This is a genomic window from Microbispora catharanthi, from assembly GCF_006334915.2.
Lineage (GTDB): Bacteria > Actinomycetota > Actinomycetes > Streptosporangiales > Streptosporangiaceae > Microbispora > Microbispora catharanthi.
On record NZ_VDMA02000007.1, the window covers coordinates 352,925 to 378,048 of the forward strand.

Consider the following 25,124-nt stretch of genomic DNA (forward strand, 5'->3'; position numbering starts at 1 on the left):
CCGTCCTGGAACCGCTGACCGATCCGCGCACCGCCCTGACCGAGGTCGCCCTCACGCACGGCCTGCGGTACGACCACTAGAGATCCCACATCTGGCCGTAGCTGTCGTTGCAGGTCCACTGGATGAGCTGTGCCCCGTTGGCCGAGGTGCTGTTCGGGAGCGCGGCGCACTTACCGCTGCCGCTGTTGAAGAAGGTCTCGTCGCGCCGTTCCCACTGCTGGCTCTCGTGTCCGTTGCAGGTCCACTGGATCAGCTTGGCCCCGTTGTCCGTGCTGCCGTTGGCAACGGCCAGGCACAGGCCGCTGTGGTCGTTCACGACCTCCACGGTGTAGGAGTGGATCCTGCCCACCCGCAGATGCCAGAACTGGCCGGGGCTGCTGGTGAGGCAGTCCCACTGGATCACGGCCGCCCCGTTCGCCGTGCTGGAGTTCCCGATCGCCATGCACTTGCCGGTGGCCCAGCTCGCGACCTGGCCCGGGGCCAGGGCGGCCTGCGCGGGAGCCGCCGTCACAGTCAAGGTCATTCCGGCCGCTACGGCCGCGAGCCACTTGGCGGTTCTCATGCGAATGCACCCTCTCCACGATCTGACGTTTTGACAATCTAAGCAGAGATTGTCATAGAGCCCAATCGGGTCATGGGGGCACGCGGTCAGACGGCCCGGGCTCCGCACGCCCGTCCTTACGGCCGCGACGTCGGCGTAAGGCCGGGTTATGGTCGTCCAATGCCTGACCCGATCTTCGCCCACCCTCGCCTGGCCGCCGTCTACGACGCCTTCGACGGTGACCGCGACGACCTGGACGCCTATCTCGGCATCGCCGACGAGCTGGGCGCGGACCGCGTGCTCGACGTCGGCTGCGGAACGGGGTGCCTGTCGGTTCTGCTGGCGGACAGCGGACGCACGGTCATGGGCGTCGATCCCGCCGAGGCGTCGCTGCGGATCGCCGGATCGAAGGATCGGACCGGAAGGATCACCTGGGTCCACGGCGATGCCACCGGGGTCCCGGCGTTCGGCGCCGACCTCGCCGTGATGACGGGGAACGTGGCGCAGGTCTTCCTCACCGACGGCGACTGGACGCGGACTCTCCGGGGCATCCATGGCGCGCTTCGCCCGCGGGGCCATCTCGTGTTCGAGACCAGGCGCCCCGAACGCCGGGCGTGGGAGGAGTGGGCCTCCGACACCGATCCGGTCGTCCTCGACCTTCCGGAGGCCGGGCTCGTGGCGCGGCGTCTCGAGGTCACCGATGTGAGCCCGCCGTTGGTGTCCTTCCGCTACACCTACACGTTCCTGGCGGACGGCGCGGTCGTCACGTCGGACTCGACCCTCCGGTTCCGGGACCGGGACGAGGTGGAGACGAGCCTGGTCGCGAACGGCTATCGCGTGCTGGAGGTGCGGGACGCGCCCGATCGCCCGGGTCTCGAGTTCGTGTTCGTCGCGCAGCGCACGACGTGAAGCACCTCAGTGGTCGCCGGCGTCGGTGAGGAGGCGGCGGGCCTGGCGGACGACGGCCTCGTCGACGAAGCGGCCGTCGGCGAGGGCGACCGCGCCCTGGTCGGCGGCGGAGACGACCTCCAGGGCGGCCACGATCTCCTCCCTGGTCGGGCGGTAGGCCGCCGCGATCACCGGAAGCTGGATGGGGTGGATGGCCGCCCGGCCGCGAAAGCCCATGGCGCGGCCCGCGGCGCAGGAGGCGGCCAGGCCGTCGAGGTCGCGGACGTTCGTGTACACGGACTGGGCCGGGGCCGGCAGCCCCGCCGCCCGGGCCGCGACCACGATGCGGGAACGCGCCCAGGTCAGGCCCGACTCGTCGGTCACGCCGAGGTCGGCGCGCAGGTCGGCCTCGCCCAGGCCGATCCCGGCGACGGCCGGTGAGGCGGCGGCGATCTCGAAGGCGCGCTCCAGCCCGAGGGCCGACTCGATGATCGGGCGCAACGGCACGCCCGGCACCGCGTCGGCGATCCAGCGAACCTCGTCGGCCGACTCCACCTTGGGGATGCGCAGGCCGCCGCTGCCGTGCAGCAGCGTTCCGAGCGCGTGCAGGTCGGCCTGGCCGTACGGCGTGCGCACGTCGTTGACGCGAACCTCCACGCGCGGCTGCGGCGTGGCCAGCAGGGCGACGACCCCGGCCCGGGCGACGCCCTTGTTCTCCGGGGCGACCGCGTCCTCCAGGTCCACGATCACCATGTCCGCCTCGCCGCCGAGGGCCTTGGCGATCCGGTCCGGGCGGTCGGCGGGCACGTACAACCACGTCAGGGGGGCGGCAGCAGGCCCAGAAGAAGGCACGGAAGAAGGCACAGCGTCAACTCCTCGCGAATCCTCCGTGCCCCTTTCCGGAAGATCGCCGCTCATGCCGGATCACCTTGTGACATGTCACACGACTCCCTTGGTGCGCAGCGCCTCGATCTCCGCGCCGGTCAGACCGAGACCGTGCAGGATCTCGTCGGTGTCGGCGCCGTGCGGACGGCCGGTCCACCGGATCCGTCCCGGGGTCTCCGACAGCCGGAACATCACGTTCTGCATCCGCAGCGGGCCCAGCTCGGGGTCCTCCACGGTGGTCACGGCGTCGAGCGCGCCCAGCTGCGGGTCGGCCAGCACGTCGCGCACGTCGTAGATCGGCGCCACCGCGGCCTCCGCCTCCTCGAACGCCCGCAGCACCTCCTCCCGGGTCCGCTCGCCGACCCACTCCGCCACGGCCGCGTCGAGCTCGTCCGCGTGCGCCACCCGGCCCGCGCCGGTGGCGAACCACGGCTCGTCCACCAGGTCGGGCCGCCCGACCAGGCGCATCACCCGTTCCGCGATGCTCTGCGCCGAGGTGGAGACCGCGACCCAGGAGCCGTCGCGGCACCTGTAGGTGTTGCGCGGCGCGTTGTTGACCGAGCGGTTGCCCGTACGCGGGGGCACGACGCCGAGCCGGTCGTAGATGGTCGGCTGGGCGCCGAGCACGGTCAGGATCGGCTCGATGATCGACAGGTCGACGATTTGCCCGCGTCCCGACCGCAGGGCCGTCATCACGGCGAACGCGGTGGCCAGCGCGCAGATGCCGTCCGCGAGCCCGAACGGCGGCAGCGTGGGCGGCCCACCGGGCTCCCCCGTCATCGCGGCGAACCCGCTCATCGCCTCGGCGAGGGTGCCGAAGCCGGGCCGCCTCGCGTACGGGCCGAACTGGCCGAACCCGGTCACCCGGGCCAGCACCAGGTCGGGGTTGACCTCGCTGAGCCGGTCCCAGGACAGATTCCAGCGCTCCAGCGTGCCGGGGCGGAAGTTCTCGATGAGCACGTCGGCGTCCTCGACGAGCCGGACCATCAGGTCCTGGCCCTCCTCGGTGGACAGGTCGAGCGTCATCGTCCGCTTGTTGCGACCGAGCATCTTCCACCAGAGCCCTTCGGGCCCGTGCCCGCGTGAGGGGTCCGGCCTGCGCGGGTGCTCCACCTTGACGACGTCCGCGCCGTAGTCGCCGAGCAGCATCGCCGCGGTCGGCCCGGCGAACAGCGTCGCGGCGTCGATCACCCGTACGCCGTCGAGCGGCCCTTTCCGCCCGCCCTCCGTGGTCCCCTCGCCCTCCGCGGTCACAGTCCCTCCAGAAGGCGGTCGATCTCGTGGCGGTGCGGCATGGAGGTGCTGGCGCCCTCCCGCTGCACCGACAGCGCCGCCGCGGCCGAGGCGAAGCGCAGCGCCCGCGCCGGGTCGGCCCCCTCGGTCCTGGCCACGGCCAGCGCCCCCGCGAAGGTGTCCCCCGCCGCCGTGGTGTCCACTGCCCGCACCGGCACGGCGGCCTCGCGCAGGCGGGTGCCGTCGCGCGAGCCGTAGAGGGCGCCCCGGGCGCCCAGGGTGACGACGGCCTCGGGGACGAGGTCGAGCAGCGCCTCCAGCGCGTCCCGGGGATCGTCGCGGCCGGTGAGGGCCGCCGCCTCGTGCTCGTTGGGCACGAGGAGGTCGACGGTCTCCAGCAGTTCGGCGGGCAGCGGCACCGCCGGGGCCGGGGTCAGGATCACCTCGGTGCCGGGAACCTGTGCCGCGGCGACCACGGCGTCCATCGGCAGCTCCAGTTGCAGCAGCAGCGCGTCGGACCGGCCGATGATCTCCGCGTCCCGCCCGACGGGCCCGGTGACCGCGCCGTTCGCACCGGGCACCACGATGATCGAGTTGTCGCCGCCGTCCTGCACGACGATGTGGGCGACGCCCGAAGGGCCGGGCACGACCCGCAGCGCGGCCACCTCCACGCCCGCCTCGGCGAGCGCGGCGCGCAGCACCGGCCCGAACGCGTCGTCCCCCACCGCCCCGAGGAAGGCCACGTCGGCCCCCGCGCGGGCCGCGGCGATCGCCTGGTTGGCCCCCTTGCCACCGGGAATCGTGCGGAACTCCCGGCCCGTGAGGGTCTCCCCCGGCTTGGGAGCCTGGGCGACGTACGCCACCAGGTCCATGTTGGCGCTGCCGAACACCGAGATCACCGTCGGTCCCCCTCACCGAGCGCGAGCGTGCGGGCGGCGAGCGACTCGATGGAGACGCCGTCGAAGCCGGGCAGGCTGCTGGCCAGCCGGTCCCGGGTCGTCCACCGCTCGGGGACGCCGCCCGCCAGCGCCCCGGCGATCGACCCGGCCGTGGCGGCGGCCGAGTCGGTGTCCCAGCCTCCGGCCACGGCAGCGCCGACGGTCGCGGCGAAGTCCCCGGCGCCGTGGACGAGGGCCGCCGCCAGCAGCGCCGCGTTGTTGATCGTGTGCACCCAGTGGAGGTGCCCGTGCCGCGCGTACAGCCGGTCGGCGACCCGCTCGAAGTCCGGCTCCGCCGCGGCGTCCGCGACGGCCTGCCGTACGGCTTCGGCCAGGCGCGAGCCGGGCGGCACGACCGACAGCCCGGCCTCGATCACCTCGCCCACGTCCCCGGCCACGAGCGCCTGCGCGCACATGGCGGCGGCGAACATCGCGCCGTAGATTCCGTTGGCCGTGTGGCTGAGCCGGGCGTCCCGCCACGCCCAGGACGCGGCCGTCGCCGGGTCGCCCGGATTGGCCCAGCCGTACACGTCGGCCCTGATCAGCGCGCCGATCCACTCGCGGAACGGGTTGCGATGGACGGCGGTCGCGGGGGGTTCGAGACCCATGAGCAGGTTGCGGTACGCCGCCCGCTCGGCGGTGAAGACCCGCCCGGCGGGCAGCGCGTCGAGCCAGGTCCGCGCGACGTCCTCGGTCGTGAAGTCCCGGCCGTGCCGTTCGAGCACGGCGAGCGCGAGCAGCGCGTAGTTGAGGTCGTCGTCCTCGGGCACGCCGTCGATGTTCTCGGCGAGGCTGGTGGCCGCGCTGCGGCGGTTCCACGGCCACCGCTCCGCGATCTCCGGCGGCAGCCCCTTCGCGGTGAACCAGCCGCGGATCGGCCAGTTGCCGGTCGCCTCGGCGATGGCCCTGATCCCCTCGCGGGGGATCTTCTCCACCGGCTTGCCCAGGAGGCAGCCGGCCGCCCGGCCCCACCACGCTCCGCGTACGCGGCCGGGCTCCGGACGGACCCGCGGGCGGAAGGCGGGCCAGTCCGGGCAGCCGGCGACGATCTCCGCGAGCTCCGAGGGCTCGGGCAGCGGCGAGGGGATCGCCGCGAGTTCGTCGAGCAGTTCCCCGGCCAGGGCGCGCAGCTGTTCGGGGGCGGGCCCCGGGGAGGCGCCCGCCCGGGGCGGCGCGTCGTGTCCCCCGGCGGCGTGCCAGCGGTCGCCGATGGCCGCCACCTCCGGGAGCGCCCCGCGTCCGTCCTCGGCCGCCTGCCGCAGCTCGTGGCCGACGAGGTCCTCCGGCTGCACCCACGTCAGCCGGATCATCGCGCGTCCCCCTCCCCGCGCGGCGCGAGCAGGGCGTCGAAGGCGGCCTCGTGCGCGCGGCGGCGCTCCCGGTCGGCCCGGTGGACCCGCCGTGCCACGGCCGCGAGCGTCAGCCCCGGCCCGGCCAGGTCCGTACGGCTGGCCGTCGCCACCTGCTCCAGCCAGTCGGCGGGGACGGCGGCCCGCCCGCCGAGCGCCCCGGCGACGGCGCCGCCCATCGAGGCGATCGAGTCGGCGTCGCGCCCGTAGTTGACGCCGCCGAGCACGGTCTCGCGGTAGTCGCCCTTGGCCATGACCAGGAACGCGAGCGCGAGCGGCAGTTCCTCGATGCTGTGCACCCGGCTCGGCCGCCGCGCCCCGAGACCCTGGTCGCGGTAGGTGTCGGCCACCGTGTCGTACGGCCGGATCGCCGCCCGCAGGGCCTCGAACGAGCCGTCCCAGTGGCCGAGGCCCCGGGCGGCCGAACAGACCGCGTCGATGGCGGCCCGGGTGCCGTCGCGGGCGAGCCGCAGGCAGGTGGCGACGACCGAGTCGGGCGTCGCCCCCGGCCGCATCGCCTCGGCGACCGCCGCCGCGAGCACCCCCGCCGCCTCGCGGCCGTAGCTCGACTGGTGCGCCCCGGCCAGGTCGATCGCCTCTGCGTACGCGCCGTCGGGGTCGCCGGCGTTGACGACGCCGACCGGGGCCATGTACATCGCGGCGCCACAGTTGACGATGTTCCCCACGCCCGCCTCGCGGGGGTCGGCGTGGCCGTAGTGCAGCCGCAGCACGAGCCACTTCTCGGCGAGGAACACCCGGTGGAGCGGCAGCGCCTCGGCCTCCAGCTCGGGGATCCACCGCTTCTCCCCCATCATCTCGGCTACCAGGTGCTCGGCGGCGGCGTAGGCGTCGAGGTGGCCGCCGACCCGCTCGTACACCCGGATGAGGGCGTGCGTCATCAACGTGTCGTCGGTGACGTGGCCGTCCCCCTTGTGGTAGGGCGCGATCGGGCGCGCGTTGCGCCAGTCCTCGTTGAAGGGAGGGACGACGCCGCGGACGCGACCCCCGTAGCGCTCCTGGATCTGCTCGGGCGTCCATCCCTCGGTGGCTCCGCCGAGCGCGTCGCCCACCGCGGCGCCCGCCACACATCCGACCGCCTTGTCGGCCAGCACATCGACCGGCGGGTCCTCCTGCGGCGTCATCCAGTCCTCTCCCTTGTCCGTACGCGTGATGTGACGGGCGTCATGCGAGTCGCCCGGCGATGTCCAGCAGGTCGGTTCCCGCGAGCTCCGGCAGGCAGCAACCGGCCAGGGTGCGGACCCGCTCGCGCCAGGCGGCGGGCAGCGCGTCGTACCCCGCGGCGCAGCCGAGCAGCGCGCCCGTGAGCGCCGGCGCGGAGTCGGCCACCGGCGCGAGGCAGGCCGCGGCCGAGACGCCCGCGCCGAACGCCTCCGCGCCGAACTCCTCCACACCGGGCGTCCGACCGTTAGAGGAGACGGCGGCGTCCGCGAGGGCCAGCGCGATCGGCACCGTCTGCGCGGCGGCCACGCCGTAGCTGTAGACGTGGTCGAGCACGGCGGCGTCCAGCGCCGGGACGGCGGCGAAGGGCGAGCCCGCCGCCCGCGCCGCCGTGAGCGCCTCGCGCGCCGCGTGGCCGATGGCCGTGTCCTGCGGCAGCGCGCCGAGCGCCGCCTCCACCGCGTCGGCCATCGCGGCGCCCTCCGTCAGCGCCGCCACCGCACGGGCCATCGCGACCGCGCCGAGCACGCCGTCCTCCGCGTTGGTGACGCACGCGTCCTCCAGCGGGTCCAGCCCGGCCGCGCCGAAGGCGACGGCCCGCACGGCCGCGGCGTCGTCGAAGTGGTGGGGGTTGTCATGCCCGCTGGCGGGCGGACGCTTGCCCGCCGCCAGGTTGTCGAGCGCCGCCCACACCGAGATGCGCGCCCGGACGTCGTCGCGGCCCGCGAGGCGGCCGAACGCCTCCGCCCGGTCCTGCCGGATGGTCAGGGCCGTCCAGGCCAGCCATTCGGCGTCGTCAGACGGGCCGGCCGCCAGCGGCGCCACCGGCTGGTTCAGCGCGAACGGCACCGGCAGCGTGGTGACCTGGTGCTCCTCGGCGAACGCGTCGAGTTCCCGGTGCAGCCGCCTGCTCCAGCCGGCCAGCAGCGAGGACCGGTGCCGGGCGGCCGGCCACCCGGCCGCGTCGCCGGCCGCGAGACCGGCGAAGGCCCCCCGCACACGATCGAGCCTGTCCCGCCCGTCCCGCCTGTCCCCCGATGGCATGTGGTCCTACAGTCCTTTCACGATCTCGTCGGCGACGTCGCGGACGTCCCGTCCGGCGACCACGGGCAGGCACCGGCCCGCCACGGGGCCGATGCGCTCGGCCCAGCGCGCGGGCACCGCCGCCTCGCCCCGGCCCGCCCCCGCGAGAGCCCCGGCGATGGCGGCGGTGGTGTCGGCGTCCCTGCCGAGGTTGGCCGCCGTGACGACCGACGCCTCGACCTCCCCGCCGCCCGCCACGTAGGCGGCGAACGCGAGGGCGACCGCCTCGGGCGCCAGGTCCGTCCACGGGTAGTGCTTGACCACGACCGTGTCGTGCAGCGCACGCGCAAAGGAACCGTGCAGCGCACGCCCCAGCGGGTCGTGCAGGGCACGTCCGAGGAGGGGGCGGGGCGTGCGGGCGGCGATCTCGAGCGCGGCGCGGAGGTTGCGGGCCGTCCAGGAGTCCTCCGGGACCGCCCGCAGCGCCGCCCCGGCCACCTCGCCGGGCGGGGCGCCGGTCATCGCGACCGCGACCGCCGCGGCCACCGCCCGGCCGCCGAGTATCCCCTCGCCGGTGTGGCTCACCCGCCCGTCGGTCTCCGCCAGCCGTGCCGCCTCGTCCGGGTCGCCCGCCGCGAAGATCCCGTACGGCGCGGCCCGCATGGCCAGGCCGTCGGACCAGCCGTGGGCGTGCCACCGGCCGGTCAGCGGCGGCTCCAGCCCGCGGCGCAGGGCCTCGACGGTGCCGAGCTCGGAGAACCCGGCGCCGCGCATCGGCCCGTCGAGCCGCGCCACGATCTCCTCGCGCCAGGCCCGGGCCACGTCCTCGGAGGTGAGCGCGTGGCCGTGGCGCAGCAGCACGGTGGCGGCGAAGATCGTGTACTCGGTGTCGTCGGTGCCGCCGCGCTCGATCTCGGTGAGCACGCCCCACCGGGCGGCGATCTCCTCCGGAGCGAGGTTCTCCGCGGGGGCGCCCAGGGCGTCGCCGGCGGCCAGGCCGAGCAGGCAGCCCCGGGCGCGGTCGCGTACGGAGATCAACGGCTGTACCGCTCCAGCACCTTGTTCCCCTCCTCGACGAGCCGGTTGGCCAGCTCGTCCAGGCTGATCTTGTCGGCGAAGTACTCCTGCATCGCCGGCGTGGCCACCTTGCTCTTCCACTCGTCGAACCCGTTCACCTTGAGGAACGGCGCGACGACGAGGTCCTTCGCCGAGGCGGTGGCGACGTCCCACCCGTTCTCCTTCGTGGTGAGCGCGGGGTCCTTCGCGGCGGTCGTGCTGGTGGGCAGCAGCCAGTCACCCTTGGCCAGTTTCGCCTGGTTCGGCCCGTTCAGGAAGTAGGCGATGAACTTCAGCGCCTCGTCGGGATGCTTGCTGTCGGCCGCGACCGACAGCGTCTGGGAGACCGCGCCCTGCTGGGAGGTCTGTCCCTTCAGCGGGGGCAGCGTGACCCACTCGAACCCGCTGGGCGCCTGCTCGGCGACCTGCTGGCGCAGATAGACCCCGGCCGGGACGATCGCGTACTTGCCGGCGAAGAAGCCCGGCAGCGGGTCGGCGGTGCCCATGCCGAGCGCGGACGGGTCGGCCGACTTGTCGGTGTAGAGCTGGTCGTGGATGCGCTGGAGCACCTCGCGCTCCTGCGGCCCGACCTTCACCGTGGTCTTGCCGTTCTGCGTGTCGAAGAAGGTGCCGCCGAAGTTGAGCGCCAGGTTCAGCACCTTGTTGACCGGCGACTTCATCGGCCAGGCCACGCCGTACGCGCCCTTCTTGGTGAGCTTCTTGGCCACGTCGGCGAACTCGTCCCACGTCCAGGGGGACTCCGGGGTGGGCACGCGCACGCCGGCGCCGTCGAGCAGCTTCTTGTTGGCGATGAGCACCTGCGACTCCTGCAGGAACGGCACGCCGTACACGCCCTGGCCGCTCTTGCCGTCCGAGAAGGTGACCGTGTCCCACGCGGCCTGCGGGATGTCGCTCTTCAGCTCGGCGGGGACCTTGCCGGTGAGGTCGAGCAGGAAGCCCCGCGAGGCGAAGCTCGACAGCGCCGGGGAGTCGTCGTGGATGACGTCCGGCGGGTCGCCCGCCTCGAACGACGTCACGAGCTGGTCGTTGACGTTGTCCCAGCTCCCCTGGACGTACTCGACCTGGATCTTCGGGTTGGCCGTGTTCCAATCGGCGACGATCTGCTTGTTGGCCTCGATCGACTCCTTCTGCCAGGCCAGGCTGAGGAAGCGCAGCTTCACCGGCTCCCCGTTCTGCCCTGGCGCGGCGTCGCCGCCGCCGTCACCTCCGCCGCTCCCGCATCCGGCGGCGAGCGCGACCGCCGCCACAGCCAGCGCGGCACTCAATCTCTTCATCGAGACCCTCCTATCAGGTGTCGCCATGCGGGTCAGCCCTTGACGGCCCCGGCCATCAGGCCGGACCGCAGGCGCCGCTGGATGATGGCGAAGAAGACGAGGCTCGGCACGGTCGCGAGCAGCGACGCCGCCGCCAGTGGGCCGAGCCGGGCGACCCCCTCCGGGCCGACGAAGCGCACCAGCGTCAGCGGAAGGGTCTCCACCTCGGGATCCTTGAGGATCACGAGGGCGAACATGAACTCGTTCCAGGACGAGATGAAGCTGAACAGCAGTGTCGCGACCACGCCGGGCGCGAGCAGCGGCGCGACGACGGCGGCCAGCGCGCGCAGCCGCCCCGCGCCGTCCACGGCCGCCGCCTCCTCCAGCTCGCGCGGCACCGCCCGCACGTATCCGCGCAGCATCCACAGCGCGAACGGCATCACGAACGTGACGTGCACGATCGTGAGCCCGGCGAGGGTGTTCACCAGTTCCAGCCGCCGCAGCACCATGAACAGCGGAATGATGATCAAGACGACCGGGAAGACCTGGCTGACCAGCACCCAGCCGATCGCGATCTTCCCGGCCACGCCGCGGAACCGGGCCAGCGCGTACGCCGCCGGCAGCGCGAGCGCCACCGTGATCAGGGCGGTGGCGACCGCGACGACGAGGCTGCGCAGCCCGGCGCCGATCAGGTCCTGCTCCGCGAAGGCGTCGGCGAAGTTGGCCAGCGTGGGCCGGCGCGGGATCCACGTGGGATCGAGGGCGGCCATCTCCTGCGGCGTCTTCAGCGCCGTGGACAGCAGCCACAGCAGCGGGAACGCCAGGAACACGACGTATCCCAGCAGGGCGAGATACTTCAGCGCGCGGGTCATGTCAGTCTCCCTCCCGCGCCTGCCGCCACAGGTACAGGCCCAGCACGACCAGCACGACGATCGTGATCGCCACGCCGAGCGTCGCGGCGTACCCGAAGAAGCCGTACCGGAACGCCTCCTCGTACGCGAACAGCATGGGCAGCCTCGTCCGCCCGCCCGGCCCGCCCTGGGTGAGCACGTAGACCAGGCTGAACTGGTTGATGTTCCACACGAAGTCGAGCGAGGTGATGGCCACGATGACGGGCCGCAGCTGCGGCAGCGTGACGTTCCAGAACCGCCGCCAGGGGCCCGCGCCGTCCACGCTGACCGCCTCGTACAGCTCCCTCGGCACGTTCTGCAGGCCGGCGAGCAGCACGACCGTGGTCTGCGGCATGCCGGTCCAGACTCCGACGACGATGACCGCGGGCAGCGCGAGGGAGAAGTCGTGCAGCCAGTCGACGTCCGAGCCGAACAGGCCGTTGAGCAGCCCCGCGTCCGGGTGATAGACCAGCCGCCACATCAGGCCGACCACCACGGGCGGCATGGCCCACGGCACGACCGCCAGCACCCGGGCGACGCCGCGCAGGCGCAGGTCCTGGTTCAGCAGCAGCGCGAGCCCCAGCGAGGCGAGGAACTGCAGCACGGTCACCGACAGGCCCCAGATCATGCCGATCCGGAACGACTCCCAGAAGTCGCCGTCCGACAGCAGCTCGGCGAAGTTCTCCAGGCCCACGAACGAGGTCTCGGTGTTGCGGCCGGACCGCGCGTCGGTGAAGGCCAGCAGGATGCCGTAGACCAGCGGGCCCACGCTGAAGACCAGCACCGGCACGAGCGCGGGGAGCAGCAGCGCGAAGCCGCTCCCGGACCGCGGCCCGCGCCGCGACCCGCCTCCGGCGCGGCCGTACGGCCGCTCGGCGAGCGCGGTCACCGGGCACCTCCCGGCGATGTCCCGGGAAGAGTGGTCGAGCCGCGGATCGTGAGGCTCGGCCGCACGACCGCCACCCGCGGCTCGCGCGGGCCGTTCTGCAGCCGGTCGAGCAGCAGCCCGGCCGCCGCCCGGCCACGCTCGGCCGACCCGAGCGAGACGCTGGTGAGCGTCGGCCAGGTCACCGAGGCGAGGTCGGTGTCGTCCATGCCGACCACCGCCACGTCGCCGGGGACGTCCCTGCCCTGCTCGCGCAGCACGTCGAGCGCGCCGAGCGCGATGAGGTCGTTGGCGCACATCAGCGCGTCCACGCCGGGCACGCGCGACAGCAGCGCCCGCGCGGCGCGCGCGCCGCTGTCGCGGTAGAAGTCGCCCACCTCGACGAGGTCCTCGTCGTACGGCAGGCCCAGCGCCTCCAGTGCCTCCCGGTACGCGGCGGCGCGGGCGGCGCCGGGAACGGTGTCGAGCGGGCCGTTGAGGAAGCCGATGCGCCGCCTGCCGATGGCGTGCAGGTGTTCCAGCGCGAGCCGTACGCCGGTCCTGGAGTCGGTCCGGACGTTGTCCACCAGCGCGCCCTCGGGCATGTCCTCGGGCAGCGAGCCGATGACGACGACGGGGGCGCGCGCGGCGACGATGGCCTCGACGTGCTCCTCGGTGACGCCGCGCAACGGGCTGATGATGAGGCCGTCCACGTAGCGCTCGCGCAGACCGCGCAGCACGCCGAGCTCGTCCTCGGCCTGGCCGTCGGTGGAGTGGATCAGGAGCCGGTAGCCGGCCTCCTTCAGCAGCGGCTGGATCTCGCGCACCATCGCCACGTAGACCGGGTTGCCGATGTCGGCCATCGCGAAGGCGATCTGGTCGGTGCGGCGGTTGCGGAGCGAGCGGGCCACCGAGTTGGGGACGTAGCCGAGTTCGTCGGCCGCGCGCATGACGCGCCGCACGGTGTCCTCGCGCGTCGGAAGCCCGTTGAGCACCCGTGACACCGAGGCGATCGACACACCGGCGCGTTGCGCGATCGTGGTGATCGTGGGACCCTCGGTCAACGGCACCTCACTTGGAAGAGAGTGTCCTGTAATCGTTTACCGGCCGGTAACGCACGGCGATCTGTAAACGTTTACGGCCGGATGAGTCCATATCAAACCGGGTCTCTTGAGGAGCGTCAAGTAACGAACACGTAAACCGCCTAGATCACCAAGCCGCAACAAGCCGCGCGTTGGTTCTGCTCTTCGACCAGATTCGCCCTAGAATCCGCCGGTGTGAACGAAGGTCACGAGGACCCGCCGAAGCTCCCCACCAGAGAGCGCTCTCCTCGGCCCGGAACCGGCCGCCACCGACGGCCGCTCCCCGCCGACCTGCCGCCCGACGCGCCCGCCCTGGTCCTGGCGGTGCCGGGCAAGGCCGGGGATCCGGTGGGCCCGAGCGGTGACGTGGCCATGGAGGTCGCCTCCATCGTCAGGCTCGACAACCCGCAGATCGACCTTCGCATCGTCTCGCTGGCCGACGGCGGCGCCGACCTCACCAAGGAGTTCGCGTCCATCGCCGCCCAGCGGCCCGCGGACGGACCGGCCGCGGTGGTCGTCCCGCTCGTCACCGGGCCCCATCCGCGCGTGCTGCGCGCCGTGCGGGACGCCGTGACGCAGAGCGAGGCCGCGGTGCGGATCACCGAGCCGCTCGGCCCGCATCCGCTGCTCGCCGAGGCCCTGCACGTCCGCCTGGCCGAGGCGGGCCTGGCCCGCGCCGACCGGATGCGCCTGTTCAACGTCTCGTCGCCGGTCGACGGGATCATCGTCGCGACCGCCGGAGGCGACGAGGCCGCCCGCGGCGCCGACGCGACGGCCGTCCTGCTGGCCGCCCGCCTGACGCTCCCCGTCGTCCCCGCCGCGCTGGACGGCCAGCCGAGCGTGCGCGACGCCGCCGAGCGCCTGCGCAACATCGGCGCCAACCGGCTGGCCATGGTGCCGTACGTCATCGGCCCCGAGGCCGACCTCGCGCGGATCACGACGGCCGCCGAGTCGATCGGCGCCGGGTGCGCCGATCCCCTCGGCGCGCACGAGTCCGTGGCCCGCATGGTGTGCGTGCGGTACGGCGCCGCCTTCGGCGGCTTCGACGGCTTCGACGACCTGTCCGACTGACGCCGGTCACCCCGCGCCGGCGGACGGCTCGGCGCGGGTCGCGCGGTCGAACAGTTCGACGAGTTCGTCCGCGCAGACGTCGGGATCGAGACCGTCGACGACCCGCTCGGCCATCGTGTCGACGGACGCGCGCAGCGCCGCTCCCATCACCGTGCAGTCGAAGGTCCGGAAGGCCCCCGTACGCTGCCCGTCCGCGAACAGGGCCACAAGCCTGGCGATCGCGGCGTCCCGTTCCGGGCCTCCGACGGGGGCCTGGTTGAAGGCGATCTGCTGCACCGCGCGCACATGTCCGGGATGGCGGGCGACGAAGGCGATGTTCGACCTGATGAACGCCTCCAGTTGAGCGCGGGCTCCGTGCGCGGCCTGCAGCGCCGGGCGCATGAAGGCCGCGGCGTCGGCGACGACCTGCTGGACGACGGCCTCGAACAGCCGGTCCTTGCTGGAGAAGTGATAGGTGATCAGTCTCTTGCTGCTGAGCCCGGCATGCTCGCAGATGGCCTCGAACGTGGTCTCCGCGTAGCCGCGCTCGGCGAGCACGGCGATCGCGGCCGAGGCGATCTGAGCTCTGCGCGCCTCGGTGGCCACCTGACGGGTCCCAGGGCTTCTCATGTCACCTCAGCTTGCCACCCTTCGGGTACGCCTCACGCACCGCACGCCGGTTGACGATCAGCGCGACGGCGGCGACCAGGACGCCGACCACTCCCTGCTCCGCCTTCATCCACACCGGATAACCGCTGTCGGGCGCGAGCAGGATGAGCACGATGCCGATGGGCGCGGCGATGCTGACGAAGCGGATGCGCACGTACGCGGCTCTCTTGCCACGCGCGGCCTGCCCGGTCAGGGCGACGAGCCAGACGGACGCCGCGGCCACGGCCGCCCCGCGCAGCCACACCACCCAGGTGCCGCCGACGACGGCGGCCACACCCAGCGCCGCGATCGAGATGACGAGGACCGCGACGAAGAGCACCCGCACGGGAGCCCACACCGAGTTGTTATCCATGCGGATAAATTTATCCGCATGGATAACCTCGTGCAACCCCGAGCATGCTCCAGTCCCCGCGAACACGAAGTCACCGGCGTCGAGGTACGCGAGCGTCGCCGGGCCCAGCACGTCGTGGACGGAAAGCCGGCCGGCTGCGGCGAAACCGCGATCGGCGCGGCCGAGATCGGAGCAGAGCGTGGCAGAGGCCGCGAAGTCAGGGCAGGGCGCGGCGACCGGGGAAGCCGAGGTCGCTGCGGTGATACCAGCCGAGGGCGGTCTCCCCCTCCAGCCAGCACAGCCGTACGGACACCTCGCCGAGCACGGCGGGGAAGTCGACGAGCAGCGGGGCGACGCCCTTGATCTCGATGTCCTCGGCGTCGAACCAGCTGAGGATCTCGTCCATCCGCGCCTCCAGGCCCTTGGCCTCCGGCAGCCCGCCGAGGGGTGAGGCGCCCGCGTGCCGCAGGTCGTGGGTGAGCTCGGCCAGGTCGGCGCGTACGGCGACGAACGCGCGGGCGTGCTCCAGCACCGCCGGCATCAGCGATCTGGCCTCGTCGACCGTGAAGATCCTCGCCACTCTCCGGACGCTACCGCATCGGCCCGCGCGAGGCTCACAGGCGGCGGCGCAGCAGGCAGAACTCGTTGCCCTCCGGGTCGGCGAGCACGTGCCAGTCCTCCTCACCGGTCTGGCCCACGTCGGCCGGAACGGCGCCGAGCTTGAGCAGGCGCTCCAGCTCGGCCTCCTGGTCGCGGTCGGTGGGGTTGACGTCGATGTGCAGGCGCAGCTTGCCTCGCTTGGGCTCGGGCACCGGCTCGAAGATGAGCGTCGGCTGAAGGCCACCGAAGCCGGTGCCCGGCGGGCCGATCTCCACCCAGCCGTCCTTGCTCTCGATCACCTCGAAACCCAGCACCTCGCACCAGAAGGCGGCGAGCCGCTCGGGGTCGTGGCAGTCGACGACGAGTTCGCTGATACGACAGGCCATGACCGCGGCTTTACCCGCGGACGGCCTCCTCATGCAGCGGGCAGTGGACGACCTCCGGATGAACCGCCAGCCATTCGATCCGCTGCCTGCTCTCGTCGTCCATCGGCGTGTAGACCACGATGCGGGTCTCCGGCGGCGCCGCCAGCGCCATGCTGGTGGACGTCAGGCGGATCAGGCCCACCGACGAGTGCTTGAACAGCTTCATCCGGATGCCCGGCCTGGCCACCTCGTGCATCGCCCACATCCGGGCGAACTCCGGGCTGGCCGCCGACAGCCGGGTGACGAAGCCCGTCCACGCCGGCTCTCCCACGTGCCTGCCGAAGGCCGCCCGCAGCGTCGCGACCATCTGCGGGAGTTCCTCGTCCTTGTTCACGAGCGGGCAGCAGCAGTCCGGCATGGTGAACACCCGCCACAGGACGTTGCGCTCGAGCCGTGGCCGGTCGACCACGGACGCGAAGATCGTGCCGTACGCGGCGTTCCAGGCGAGCAGGTCGTAACGCCCGCTGTAGACACACGCGGGCAGCGGGTCGAGCTGGCTCAGGATCGTGTGCACCTCGGCGTCGAGGCCCTCCCCGTGGCCCGCCGGATCGGCGATCTCCGGCAGGTCCGCCAGCCGGTAGAGGTGCTCCCGCTCGGCCGCGTCCAGCCGCAGCGTACGGGCGATGGCGTCGAGCACCTGCACCGACGCGTTGATGGGGCGGCCCTGCTCCAGCCACGTGTACCAGGTCACGCCCACGCCCGCGAGCTGGGCGACCTCCTCCCGCCGCAGGCCCGGCGTACGGCGGCGCAGGCCGGGCGGCAGGCCGACGTCCTCGGGCCGGATCCGCTCGCGCCTGCTGCGCAGGAAGGCCGCGAGCTCCTCACGCCTGGTGTTCCTGGTGCGAATCCCCGTCACCTCCCCATCTTGACGAGTGCGCGGCCACGTTGCCAGGTGGTGTCAGTACCAGTATCGGCAGGCTCTCGTTACCGGTATCACGGCGGCCGCATCGTTGCCGCCATGACCACTGTCACCACCCGCGCGCCGGCCGCGCGGCGGACCTCGTCGGCTGTGCTGCTCACCGTCATCCTGGCGGGGCAGTTCATGGCCATCCTCGACGCCACCATCGTCAACGTCGCCGCGCCCACGATGCGCACCGACCTCGGGGCCACCGGCTCGGGGCTGCAACTCGTCATCTCCGGCTACACCGTGGCGTACGCGATGCTGCTGATCACCGGGGCACGCCTCGGGGGGCTGCTCGGCTACCGGCGGCTGTTCCTCACCGGGCTCGCCGTGTTCACGGCCGCGTCGCTGATGTGCGGGCTCGCCCCGTCGACCGGCGTGCTGATCGCCTTCCGGCTGGTGCAGGGCGCGGGAGCCGCCCTGATGGTGCCCCAGGTGCTCAGCCTGATCCAGATCACCTTCGACGGCGCCACGCGGGGGCGGGCGCTCGGCGTCTACGCCACGGTCATCTCGGTCGGCGCGGTCGTCGGGCAGGTGCTCGGCGGGCTGCTGGTGACCGCCGACCTGTTCGGCACGGCCTGGCGGCCGGTCTTCCTGGTCAACGTGCCGATCGGGCTCGCGCTGCTGGCCGTCGGCGCCCGGACGCTGCCCGCCGAACACGTGCGGCGTGAGCAGGGGCTCGACGTGCCCGGCCTGGTCACCCTGTCGCTCGCGGTCTGCCTGCTGGTCGTGCCGCTCGTGCTCGGTCACGAGGAGGACTGGCCGCTGTGGGGGTGGGTCGCGATGGGCCTGTCGGTTCTCGCGTTCTGCGCGTTCCTGCTCGTGGAGCGGCGTGCGGCGCATCCGCTCGTCCCCGGCCGCCTGCTGCGCGCCCCCGGGGTGGCCGTCGCCGCGTCCGGCATCTTCCTCGTCATGGCGGCGTACGGCGGCTGGCTGTTCGCCATGGCCCTCCACCTGCAGGGCGACCTCGGCGACAGCGCCCTGCGGGCGGGCTGCCTGTTCATCCCCGCGGCCGCCGCCTTCGGACTGACCAGCCTCAACTGGAAGCGGCTGCCGGCCCGCCTGCACCGGCCGATGATCGTCGTGTCCGCCGTCGTCACCGCCGCGGGCGAGCTGGCCCTGGCGGCGGCGCTGGCCGGCGGCGGCCACGGCGAGCCGCTGCTGGAGATCAGCTTCGTGGCCATCGGGGCCGGCATGGCGGGCACGTTCAGCCCGCTCATGGCCGTGGCGCTGGCCCGGGTCGCGCCCGCCGACGCGGCCGACGCCAGCGGCCTGCTGGCGATGATGCTCCAGCTCGGCCAGGTCGTCGGCGTGGCCGTCTTCGGCACGCTGTTCCTCAGCCTCGCCCCGTCGGCGCACGCCGCCACGGTGACGTCGCTGTGGCTGGCCGCGGTCTCGCTGGCCGCGGGCGGGTGCGCGCTGCCTCTCCTGCGCACCCGCCGGAACTCCGGATGAGCGCTCGGATGAGCGCTCAGATGAGGCCGAGGGCGAGCATCGCGTCCGCCACCCTCCTGAAACCGTCGATGTTCGCGCCGGCCACGTAGTCGCCCGGCATGCCGTACGCGTCGGCGGTCTCCAGGCAGCGGGCGTGGATGTCGCTCATGATCTCCTGGAGCCGCCGTTCTGAGAACTCGAACGTCCACGAGTCGCGGCTGGCGTTCTGCTGCATCTCAAGGGCGCTGGTGGCCACGCCGCCCGCGTTGGCGGCCTTGCCGGGGCCGAAGGCCACCCCCGCCTCGCGAAGCACCCGGATGCCCTCGGGCGTGGTGGGCATGTTGGCGCCCTCGCCGACCGCGACGCACCCGCCCCGCACGAGGGCCTCGGCGTCCTTGCCGGTGATCTCGTTCTGCGTGGCCGACGGCAGCGCCACCTCGCAGGGCACCTCCCACACGCTGCGCCCGGCGACGTACGTCGCCTCGGCGCCACGGCGCTCGGCGTAGTCGCTGAGGCGGCGCCGCTCGACCTCCTTGACCTGCTTGAGGAGGTCGAGGTCGATGCCCTTCTCGTCCACCACGTAGCCGGAGGAGTCGGAGCAGGCCACGACGACGCCGCCCAGCTCGCGCACCTTCTCTATGGCGTAGACGGCGACGTTGCCCGAGCCCGAGACGACCACGCGCTTGCCGTCGAACGACGTGCCCCGCGCCTTGAGCATCTCCTCGACGAAGAACGCGCAGCCGTAGCCGGTGGCCTCGGTGCGGACCTGGGCGCCGCCGTAGGTCAGTCCCTTGCCGGTGATGACGCCGGACTCGTACCGGTTGGTGATGCGCTTGTACTGGCCGAACAGGTAGCCGATCTCCCGTCCCCCGACGCCGATGTCCCCCGCCGGCACGTCGGTGTGCTCACCCAGGTGCCGGTAGAGCTCGGTCATGAAGCTCTGGCAGAAGCGCATGATCTCCCGGTCGGAGCGGCCCTTCGGATCGAAGTCCGCGCCGCCCTTGCCCGCGCCGATCGGCAGGCCGGTCAGGCTGTTCTTGAAGATCTGCTCGACCGCCAGGAACTTGATGATGCCGAGGTAGACGGAGGGGTGGAAGCGCAGCCCGCCCTTGTACGGCCCGAGCGCGCTGTTGAACTCGACCCGGAAACCGCGGTTGATGTGCACCTCGCCCCGGTCGTCGTCCCAGGGCACCCGGAAGATGATCTGCCGTTCCGGCTCGAAGATCCGCTCGATGATCTTCTGCTCCGCGTACTCGGGGTGCTTGCCGAGCACCGGGCCGATGCTTTCCAGCACCTCCCGTACGGCCTGGTGGAACTCGATCTCACCTGGATTGCGGCGCAGGACGTTGTCGTAGACGGCCTCGAGCCTCTCGTGCAGCATCAACCACTCCCTTGATGTCTGATTCCTCCCAATTTCACAGTAGAGGCATCCGGGTTGTGAGCAACCACTTCTCAGCGCGTGGGACGTACGAGGGCCCGCCAGACGTCGATGACGAGCACCGGGCGCATGCCGACCGACCGGTAGAGGCCGAGAGCGGGAGTGGTGTTGTTGCTGTCCACGTGCAGGATCGTGCCCGCCCGCCCGCGCCGCTCGTCGGCCTCGAAGGCCCGGGTGAGCAGCAGCCGGCCAAGACCGCGCCCGCGGAAGGCGGGCCGCACCGCCAGCGTGCGGACGTAGCCGCAGTTCTCGTCGGGCACGAAGTGGTTGGTGCCGAGCAGCATGGCCGCGGGCTCGCCGTGGACGCGGGCCAGCAGCAGCTGCGTCCAGTCGTTCGCGCTGGACGCCTCCATTTCGTCGGCCCACTCCTCGAACCTCTTCGGCACGAACCCGAAGTGCTCGGCGAACGCCTCCTGCTGGACGGCGTGCGCCACGCGCAGCAGCTCCTCGCCGTCGGGTGCGCCGGTCTCGACCGTGACCCCGGGCAGGGAGAGGGGCCGTACGCCGGCGTGGTCGGTCCGCATGCGGTGGAAGCTGGTCGCGGGCGCGAAGCCGCGCTCCTTGGCTGCCTCGCGCATGACCGTGTCCTGCTCGTAGACGCTGACGTCGACGACCGCGTGGTCGTGCCCGGCCTCGCGGGCGAGGTCGCCGGCCCGGCCGAGCACCAGGTCCCACACCAAGGCGGCCGCGCCGGGCTCCCGCGCCTGCACGTCGACGTCCACGTTGTCGCTCGTTCCCTTGCGCCTGGCGTAGCCCCAGCCGAGGAGCCGTCCGCCCGAGCGGACCACCCAGCTGTCGTGCTCCAGGTCCAGCTCGCCGAGGGTGTCGGCGATGTCGTCAAGCGTCCAGTCGGGCTTGCCGGTCACTTCGACGTCGTGCTCGGCGACCAGTTCGTGGATGGCCGCCGCGTCGGCGGGCGTCGGCCGCCGGATGTCGTAGTCGTTCACGCCACTGTTTGTACGCATCGCGACTTGTGGGCCGCTTGCCGCCGAATTGGCGGCGCGGAACCGCCGCTTCAAGACGCTGCCCAGTAGGCGCGTCTTCGGCGAGCCGTACGAGGAGGACGGGGCGACCTTCATCCTCGTGCGGCGGTGCGCGCGGGCCGGGGGAACGGGCGAACGTGCAGGTCACCGAGGATCGGCCAAGGGCGTCTCCCATGACGGCCACACCGGCGCGGCGGGCGGATTCCCTCGTTGGGCAGGTGTACGGTTCGCGAGTTGTACGGTCACGAGCCGTAATCCCATGTCCCGCACCGGGAGCCTCTCATGCCCAAGCGTCTCGTCGTGGCGCTCGCGACCGCACTCAGCGCGGCGACCGCCGCCGCCACTCTCGTCGCGATCCGGCCGGCCACCGCGGACGCCGCCACCGGCGGGTACGACTTCGCCCACCCGCAGGTCGTCACGACGGGACTGCGGGCGCCCTGGGGGATGGCCTTCCTTCCCGACGGCAGCGCCCTCGTCTCCCAGCGCGACACGGCGGACATCATGCGGGTGCGCCCCGGATCCGCGCCCGTGAAAGTGGCCACGGTCCCGAACGTGTCGCCCGGGGGTGAAGGGGGCCTGCTCGGTATCGCGGTCTCCCCGATCTACGCCCTGGACCAGTGGATCTACGCGTACTACACGAGCGCCTCCGACAACCGGGTGGTCCGGTTCCGGCTGAGCTCGCCCCAGACGCAGCAGCCGATCCTCACGGGCATCCCCCGCGCCCAGACCCACAACGGCGGGCGGATCGCGTTCGGCCCGGACGGCAGGCTCTATGTGGGCACGGGCGACGCCGGGAACTCGGCCAACGCGCAGAACCTGAACAGCCTGGGCGGCAAGATCCTGCGCATCAGGCCCGACGGCACTGTGCCCGTGGACAACCCGTTCGCCGGCTCGCCGGTCTACAGCTACGGCCACCGCAACGTGCAGGGGCTCGCCTGGGACGAGGGCGGCCGGTTGTACGCCACGGAGTTCGGCCAGAACACCTGGGACGAGCTCAACCGCATCCTCCCCGGCCGCGACTACGGCTGGCCGATCTGCGAGGGCGTGTGCTCCGACCCGCGCTTCACCGATCCCCTGGTGACCTGGAGCCCCGCCGAGGCGTCTCCCAGCGGCCTCGCGTACGCCAAGGGCACGCTCTTCGCCGCGGCCCTGCGCGGGACGCGGCTGTGGACGGTGCCGATCAGCGGCGGCACGGCGGGCACCCCGGTGGCCGAGTTCCAGGGGACGTACGGGCGGCTGCGCACCGTGGCCGTCGGACCCGACTGCTCGCTCTGGGTGGCGACGAGCAACCGCGACGGCAGAGGGACCCCGGCCGCCGACGACGACCGGATCATCCGCGTCCCGCCCGCGGCCCGCTGACCCTCGCCATCGCCGCCGAGGGGTCTGAAAGTTTCCTCACCCGGGCCCCGGCGGCGGACGAACGCGCAGGCCGCTGGACAGGCCTCCACCGGTCCGTTGCCTCGGGCGCGGCGGACGCTTTCGATTGAGCCGGTAGCCCCGTCCGCTCCCGGGAGCGTGTGATGCCCAAGCGCCTGTCCGCGGCACTCGCGGCCGTCCTCTGCGCCGTAACCGCCGCCGCGGCAGTCGTCATGACCCGCCCGGTCGCCGCCGGAGCGGCCACCACCGGATTCGACTTCACCAAACCACAGGTCGCCGTCACAGGGCTGCTGACGCCTTGGGGGATGGACTTCCTGCCGGACCGCAGCGCCCTCGTGACCGAACGCGCCACCGCGAACATCTGGCGGGTGTATCCGGGGTACACGCCCACACTGGTGACCACCGTCAAGAACGTATATGCGGTAGGCGACGGCGGCCTGCTCGGCATCGCCGTGTCCCCCACCTTCGCACAGGACCAGATCGTCTACGTCTACTTCACCACCGCTTATGACAACCGCGTGGTCCGGTTCCGGCTGAGCTCGCCCCAGACACAGCAGGTCGTCCTCAGCGGCATTCCCCGGGGCCCGTCGGACAACGGCGGGCGGATCGCGTTCGGTCCCGACGGCATGCTGTACGTCTCCACCGGCGACGCCGGCAACCCCGCCAACGCGCAGAACGGCACCCTGAGCGGCAAGATCCTGCGTATCAGGCCCGACGGCTCGGTCCCTCCGGACAACCCGTTCTCCGGCTCGCCGGTCTACAGCTACGGCCACCGCAACGTCCAGGGCCTCGCCTGGGACACGGGCGGCCGGCTGTACGCCACGGAGTTCGGCGGCGACGCCTGGGACGAGCTCAACGCCATCGTCCCGGGAGGCAACTACGGCTGGCCGGCCTGCGAAGGCGTGTGCGGCGACACACGCTGGCGCGATCCGATCGTGACCTGGCATCCGGCCGAGGCGTCTCCCAGCGGCCTCGCGTACGCCAACGGGACGCTCTTCGCCGCGGCCCTGCGCGGGACGCGGCTGTGGACCGTGCCGATCAGCGGCGGCACGGCGGGCACCCCGGCGGCCGAGCTCCAGGGAAGGTTCGGACGGCTGCGCACCGTGGCCGTCGGTCCGGACGGCTGGCTCTGGCTGGCGACGAGCAACCGCGACGGCAACGGGACTCCCGTCTCGGGCGACGACCGGATCATCCGGATCCCGCCCGTCATCGGCTCGCCACCGTCCGGCCCGTCGCCCTCAGCGTCGGGCGGCCCGTCGGCCTCACCGTCGCCCTCGCCGTCCGGTGGCGTCTCGCCATGCCTCTCCCCTTCGCCCGGCCCTTCACCGTCGCCGTCACCTGACCCCTCACCATCGCCCAGCCCTTCGCCGTCGGTCAGCCCCGCAGCTTCGCCCAGCCTTTCACCGTCGCCGTCGCCGTCGCCGACGCCCAGCCCCTCGCCGACGCCCAGCCCCTCGCCGACGCCCAGCCCCTCGCCGACGCCCAGTGCCTCGCCGTGCCCCTCCCCCACGCCCAGCCCCTCACCGTCGCCCAGCCCCTCACCGTCGCCCAGCCCGTCGCCGGCCACGGGTACACGCTCGTGCGAGGCGACGATCCGTTTCATCCTCACGTGGACGGCGGCCTCCCGGGGCGAGCTGACGGTGCGGAACACGGGGACCCTGCCCATCTCCTCGTGGATGGTCACCTTCAAGGTCCCCAACGGTCTGAGCTACGTGATGTGGAACGGCGGCTACAGCACGCCGGGAACCACGGTGACCGTCACCAACCAGCCCTGGAACGGCGTGCTGCCGCCGGGCGCGGCGGTGACGACGGACTTCGCGGTCGGCTGGTCTGGCGGCACTGTCGAGGTGCCGTCGCCCATCACCTGTACGGCCGCCTGACGCCCCGGCTGGGAGATCAGGCGGTCCGGGGCTCGACGAAGAGGGTCTGCGTGGCCGTGCCGACCTCGCCGGACTGGTCGAACAGTGTGGTGCGGGTGAGCCCGCGTCCCCGGGGACCGATCGTCGTGGCCGCGTCCAGGCAGACCCACTCCCCCTCCGGGGCGCGGAACAGAGAGATGGTGAGGTCCACGTTGGCGAACAGGTAGGCGTCGAAGTCCAGGACGCCGCTGATGCCGTTGCCGCTGTCGGCGAACATCGCGAGCCGTTCCAGCGGCGTGATCTGCTCACCTTCGACGAGCGACACCCGAGCCCTGCCCCACGCGACTGCGGGCCCGGCCTCGTCCGGGGAGCCCTTGACGAACCGCCAGTCCGTGGCCCTGCCATACCCGAAGCCCTGCGCGATCCACGACTCAGCGTCGCCCGGGGCCGGCGGCGGGACCGGCGCGGGCGGCGGCGCGGCCTCGCTCGCCGGGCTGCCGGCCTCCCTGACGCGCCACGCGGTCGCCCTGACCAGCTCACGCCCGCCGGAGGTGACGGACGCGCCAAGGCACTGCACGCGCCTGCCGTCCCTGATCATCTCGGTGCGCACCTCCACCTCCGCCACCGGGACGGGGGCGAACACGTCCACCGCCAGCCGGGCCAGAGGAAGGCCTGGGGAACGACCGGCAACGCGGGCGAGCTCGTGCACCAGCAGCGCGGTGACGGGTCCCATGTGCTGATGCCGTGGATCCCACGGCCCCTGGGTGTGCTCCGTCGCCTGGTATCGGCCCTGCCCGAGGGGGACGTACATCGCCATGGAGCAAGATTCTAGGAGGCGGCTCGCGGCTCCCTCC

The 25,124-nt window shown here is 72.8% G+C and carries 25 protein-coding genes; 5 read left to right on the plus strand and 20 right to left on the minus strand.

The genetic code is table 11. The annotated features are described in order from the left end of the window. Window positions 1–76: 76 nt before the first annotated feature. Window positions 77–562 carry an RICIN domain-containing protein gene (locus FH610_RS16305; protein WP_139575290.1) on the minus strand — a complete coding sequence of 162 codons (486 nt, stop codon included), beginning with the start codon at window positions 560–562 and terminating at the stop codon, window positions 77–79. 159 nt (window positions 563–721) lie between these two features. Here FH610_RS16305 and FH610_RS16310 point away from each other — a divergent pair, with 159 nt between their 5' ends. Continuing rightward, complete coding sequence (locus tag FH610_RS16310; protein WP_139575291.1) at window positions 722–1,450, plus strand: class I SAM-dependent methyltransferase; 729 nt, start codon at window positions 722–724, stop codon at window positions 1,448–1,450. Window positions 1,451–1,456: 6 nt separating this feature from the next. Here FH610_RS16310 and FH610_RS16315 read toward each other — a convergent pair whose 3' ends face one another. The 11 genes from FH610_RS16315 to FH610_RS16365 form a co-directional block, all read right to left on the minus strand. Continuing rightward, entirely contained in the window at window positions 1,457–2,236 is a 780-nt protein-coding gene (locus FH610_RS16315; RefSeq protein ID WP_240808999.1) for an HpcH/HpaI aldolase/citrate lyase family protein, read from the minus strand. 132 nt (window positions 2,237–2,368) lie between these two features. Next, window positions 2,369–3,568: a CaiB/BaiF CoA transferase family protein gene (locus FH610_RS16320; protein ID WP_139575293.1), complete on the minus strand. Its 1,200-nt coding sequence runs from the start codon at window positions 3,566–3,568 to the stop codon at window positions 2,369–2,371. Continuing rightward, window positions 3,565–4,446: a ribokinase gene (locus FH610_RS16325; protein ID WP_139575294.1), complete on the minus strand. Its 882-nt coding sequence runs from the start codon at window positions 4,444–4,446 to the stop codon at window positions 3,565–3,567. The genes FH610_RS16320 and FH610_RS16325 overlap by 4 nt, the downstream gene beginning before the upstream one ends. Next, a complete protein-coding gene (locus tag FH610_RS16330; protein WP_139575295.1) occupies window positions 4,443–5,795 on the minus strand; it encodes an ADP-ribosylglycohydrolase family protein in 1,353 nt (450 codons plus the stop codon). Before FH610_RS16330 ends, FH610_RS16325 begins: the two co-directional genes overlap by 4 nt. Further along, window positions 5,792–6,976 carry an ADP-ribosylglycohydrolase family protein gene (locus FH610_RS16335; RefSeq protein WP_139575296.1) on the minus strand — a complete coding sequence of 395 codons (1,185 nt, stop codon included), beginning with the start codon at window positions 6,974–6,976 and terminating at the stop codon, window positions 5,792–5,794. The genes FH610_RS16330 and FH610_RS16335 overlap by 4 nt, the downstream gene beginning before the upstream one ends. A gap of 40 nt (window positions 6,977–7,016) precedes the next feature. After that, window positions 7,017–8,057 (minus strand): ADP-ribosylglycohydrolase family protein, encoded by a 1,041-nt coding sequence (locus FH610_RS16340; RefSeq protein ID WP_139575297.1) that lies wholly within the window; start codon window positions 8,055–8,057, stop codon window positions 7,017–7,019. 6 nt (window positions 8,058–8,063) lie between these two features. Next, complete coding sequence (locus FH610_RS16345) at window positions 8,064–9,074, minus strand: ADP-ribosylglycohydrolase family protein (protein WP_139575298.1); 1,011 nt, start codon at window positions 9,072–9,074, stop codon at window positions 8,064–8,066. After that, the gene (locus FH610_RS16350) at window positions 9,071–10,387 is read right to left on the minus strand and encodes an ABC transporter substrate-binding protein (protein WP_139575299.1); all 1,317 of its coding nucleotides are present in this window, start codon (window positions 10,385–10,387) and stop codon (window positions 9,071–9,073) included. The genes FH610_RS16345 and FH610_RS16350 overlap by 4 nt, the downstream gene beginning before the upstream one ends. Window positions 10,388–10,419: 32 nt before the next feature. Next, window positions 10,420–11,238 (minus strand): carbohydrate ABC transporter permease, encoded by an 819-nt coding sequence (locus tag FH610_RS16355; RefSeq protein ID WP_139575300.1) that lies wholly within the window; start codon window positions 11,236–11,238, stop codon window positions 10,420–10,422. 1 nt (window position 11,239) lies between these two features. Further along, window positions 11,240–12,145: a carbohydrate ABC transporter permease gene (locus FH610_RS16360; RefSeq protein WP_139575301.1), complete on the minus strand. Its 906-nt coding sequence runs from the start codon at window positions 12,143–12,145 to the stop codon at window positions 11,240–11,242. Continuing rightward, window positions 12,142–13,185: a LacI family DNA-binding transcriptional regulator gene (locus FH610_RS16365; protein ID WP_139575302.1), complete on the minus strand. Its 1,044-nt coding sequence runs from the start codon at window positions 13,183–13,185 to the stop codon at window positions 12,142–12,144. The genes FH610_RS16360 and FH610_RS16365 overlap by 4 nt, the downstream gene beginning before the upstream one ends. Before the next feature lie 213 nt (window positions 13,186–13,398). Here FH610_RS16365 and FH610_RS16370 point away from each other — a divergent pair, with 213 nt between their 5' ends. Continuing rightward, complete coding sequence (locus tag FH610_RS16370; protein WP_183536721.1) at window positions 13,399–14,274, plus strand: sirohydrochlorin chelatase; 876 nt, start codon at window positions 13,399–13,401, stop codon at window positions 14,272–14,274. 6 nt (window positions 14,275–14,280) lie between these two features. Here the strand turns inward: FH610_RS16370 and FH610_RS16375 are convergent, their stop codons facing one another. The 5 genes from FH610_RS16375 to FH610_RS16395 form a co-directional block, all read right to left on the minus strand. Next, window positions 14,281–14,883, minus strand: a complete 603-nt coding sequence (locus FH610_RS16375) for a TetR/AcrR family transcriptional regulator (protein ID WP_139575303.1) — start codon at window positions 14,881–14,883, stop codon at window positions 14,281–14,283. Window position 14,884: 1 nt separating this feature from the next. Next, a complete protein-coding gene (locus FH610_RS16380) occupies window positions 14,885–15,274 on the minus strand; it encodes a hypothetical protein (RefSeq protein ID WP_139575304.1) in 390 nt (129 codons plus the stop codon). 196 nt (window positions 15,275–15,470) lie between these two features. Then, complete coding sequence (locus tag FH610_RS16385; protein WP_139575305.1) at window positions 15,471–15,833, minus strand: DUF2203 domain-containing protein; 363 nt, start codon at window positions 15,831–15,833, stop codon at window positions 15,471–15,473. 34 nt (window positions 15,834–15,867) lie between these two features. Next, a complete protein-coding gene (locus FH610_RS16390) occupies window positions 15,868–16,239 on the minus strand; it encodes a VOC family protein (RefSeq protein ID WP_139575306.1) in 372 nt (123 codons plus the stop codon). Window positions 16,240–16,249: 10 nt separating this feature from the next. Beyond that, on the minus strand, window positions 16,250–17,134 hold the full coding sequence (locus FH610_RS16395) for a helix-turn-helix transcriptional regulator (protein WP_139575307.1): 885 nt from the start codon (window positions 17,132–17,134) through the stop codon (window positions 16,250–16,252). A gap of 102 nt (window positions 17,135–17,236) precedes the next feature. Between FH610_RS16395 and FH610_RS16400 the strand changes: the two genes are divergently transcribed. Next, a complete protein-coding gene (locus tag FH610_RS16400; RefSeq protein ID WP_139575308.1) occupies window positions 17,237–18,634 on the plus strand; it encodes an MFS transporter in 1,398 nt (465 codons plus the stop codon). Between the two features lie 16 nt (window positions 18,635–18,650). On the opposite strand, the gene gdhA is transcribed toward FH610_RS16400, so the two are convergent. Continuing rightward, window positions 18,651–19,994: an NADP-specific glutamate dehydrogenase gene (gene gdhA, locus FH610_RS16405; RefSeq protein WP_139575309.1), complete on the minus strand. Its 1,344-nt coding sequence runs from the start codon at window positions 19,992–19,994 to the stop codon at window positions 18,651–18,653. Between the two features lie 71 nt (window positions 19,995–20,065). After that, entirely contained in the window at window positions 20,066–20,998 is a 933-nt protein-coding gene (locus FH610_RS16410) for a GNAT family N-acetyltransferase (RefSeq protein WP_240809000.1), read from the minus strand. Window positions 20,999–21,316: 318 nt separating this feature from the next. Between FH610_RS16410 and FH610_RS16415 the strand changes: the two genes are divergently transcribed. Both FH610_RS16415 and FH610_RS16420 read left to right on the plus strand, forming a co-directional pair. Further along, a complete protein-coding gene (locus FH610_RS16415) occupies window positions 21,317–22,393 on the plus strand; it encodes a PQQ-dependent sugar dehydrogenase (protein WP_139575311.1) in 1,077 nt (358 codons plus the stop codon). Between the two features lie 161 nt (window positions 22,394–22,554). Then, window positions 22,555–24,291 (plus strand): PQQ-dependent sugar dehydrogenase, encoded by a 1,737-nt coding sequence (locus tag FH610_RS16420; protein ID WP_139575312.1) that lies wholly within the window; start codon window positions 22,555–22,557, stop codon window positions 24,289–24,291. Between the two features lie 16 nt (window positions 24,292–24,307). On the opposite strand, the gene FH610_RS16425 is transcribed toward FH610_RS16420, so the two are convergent. Then, window positions 24,308–25,087: a thioesterase family protein gene (locus FH610_RS16425; protein WP_139575359.1), complete on the minus strand. Its 780-nt coding sequence runs from the start codon at window positions 25,085–25,087 to the stop codon at window positions 24,308–24,310. Window positions 25,088–25,124 lie beyond the last annotated feature (37 nt).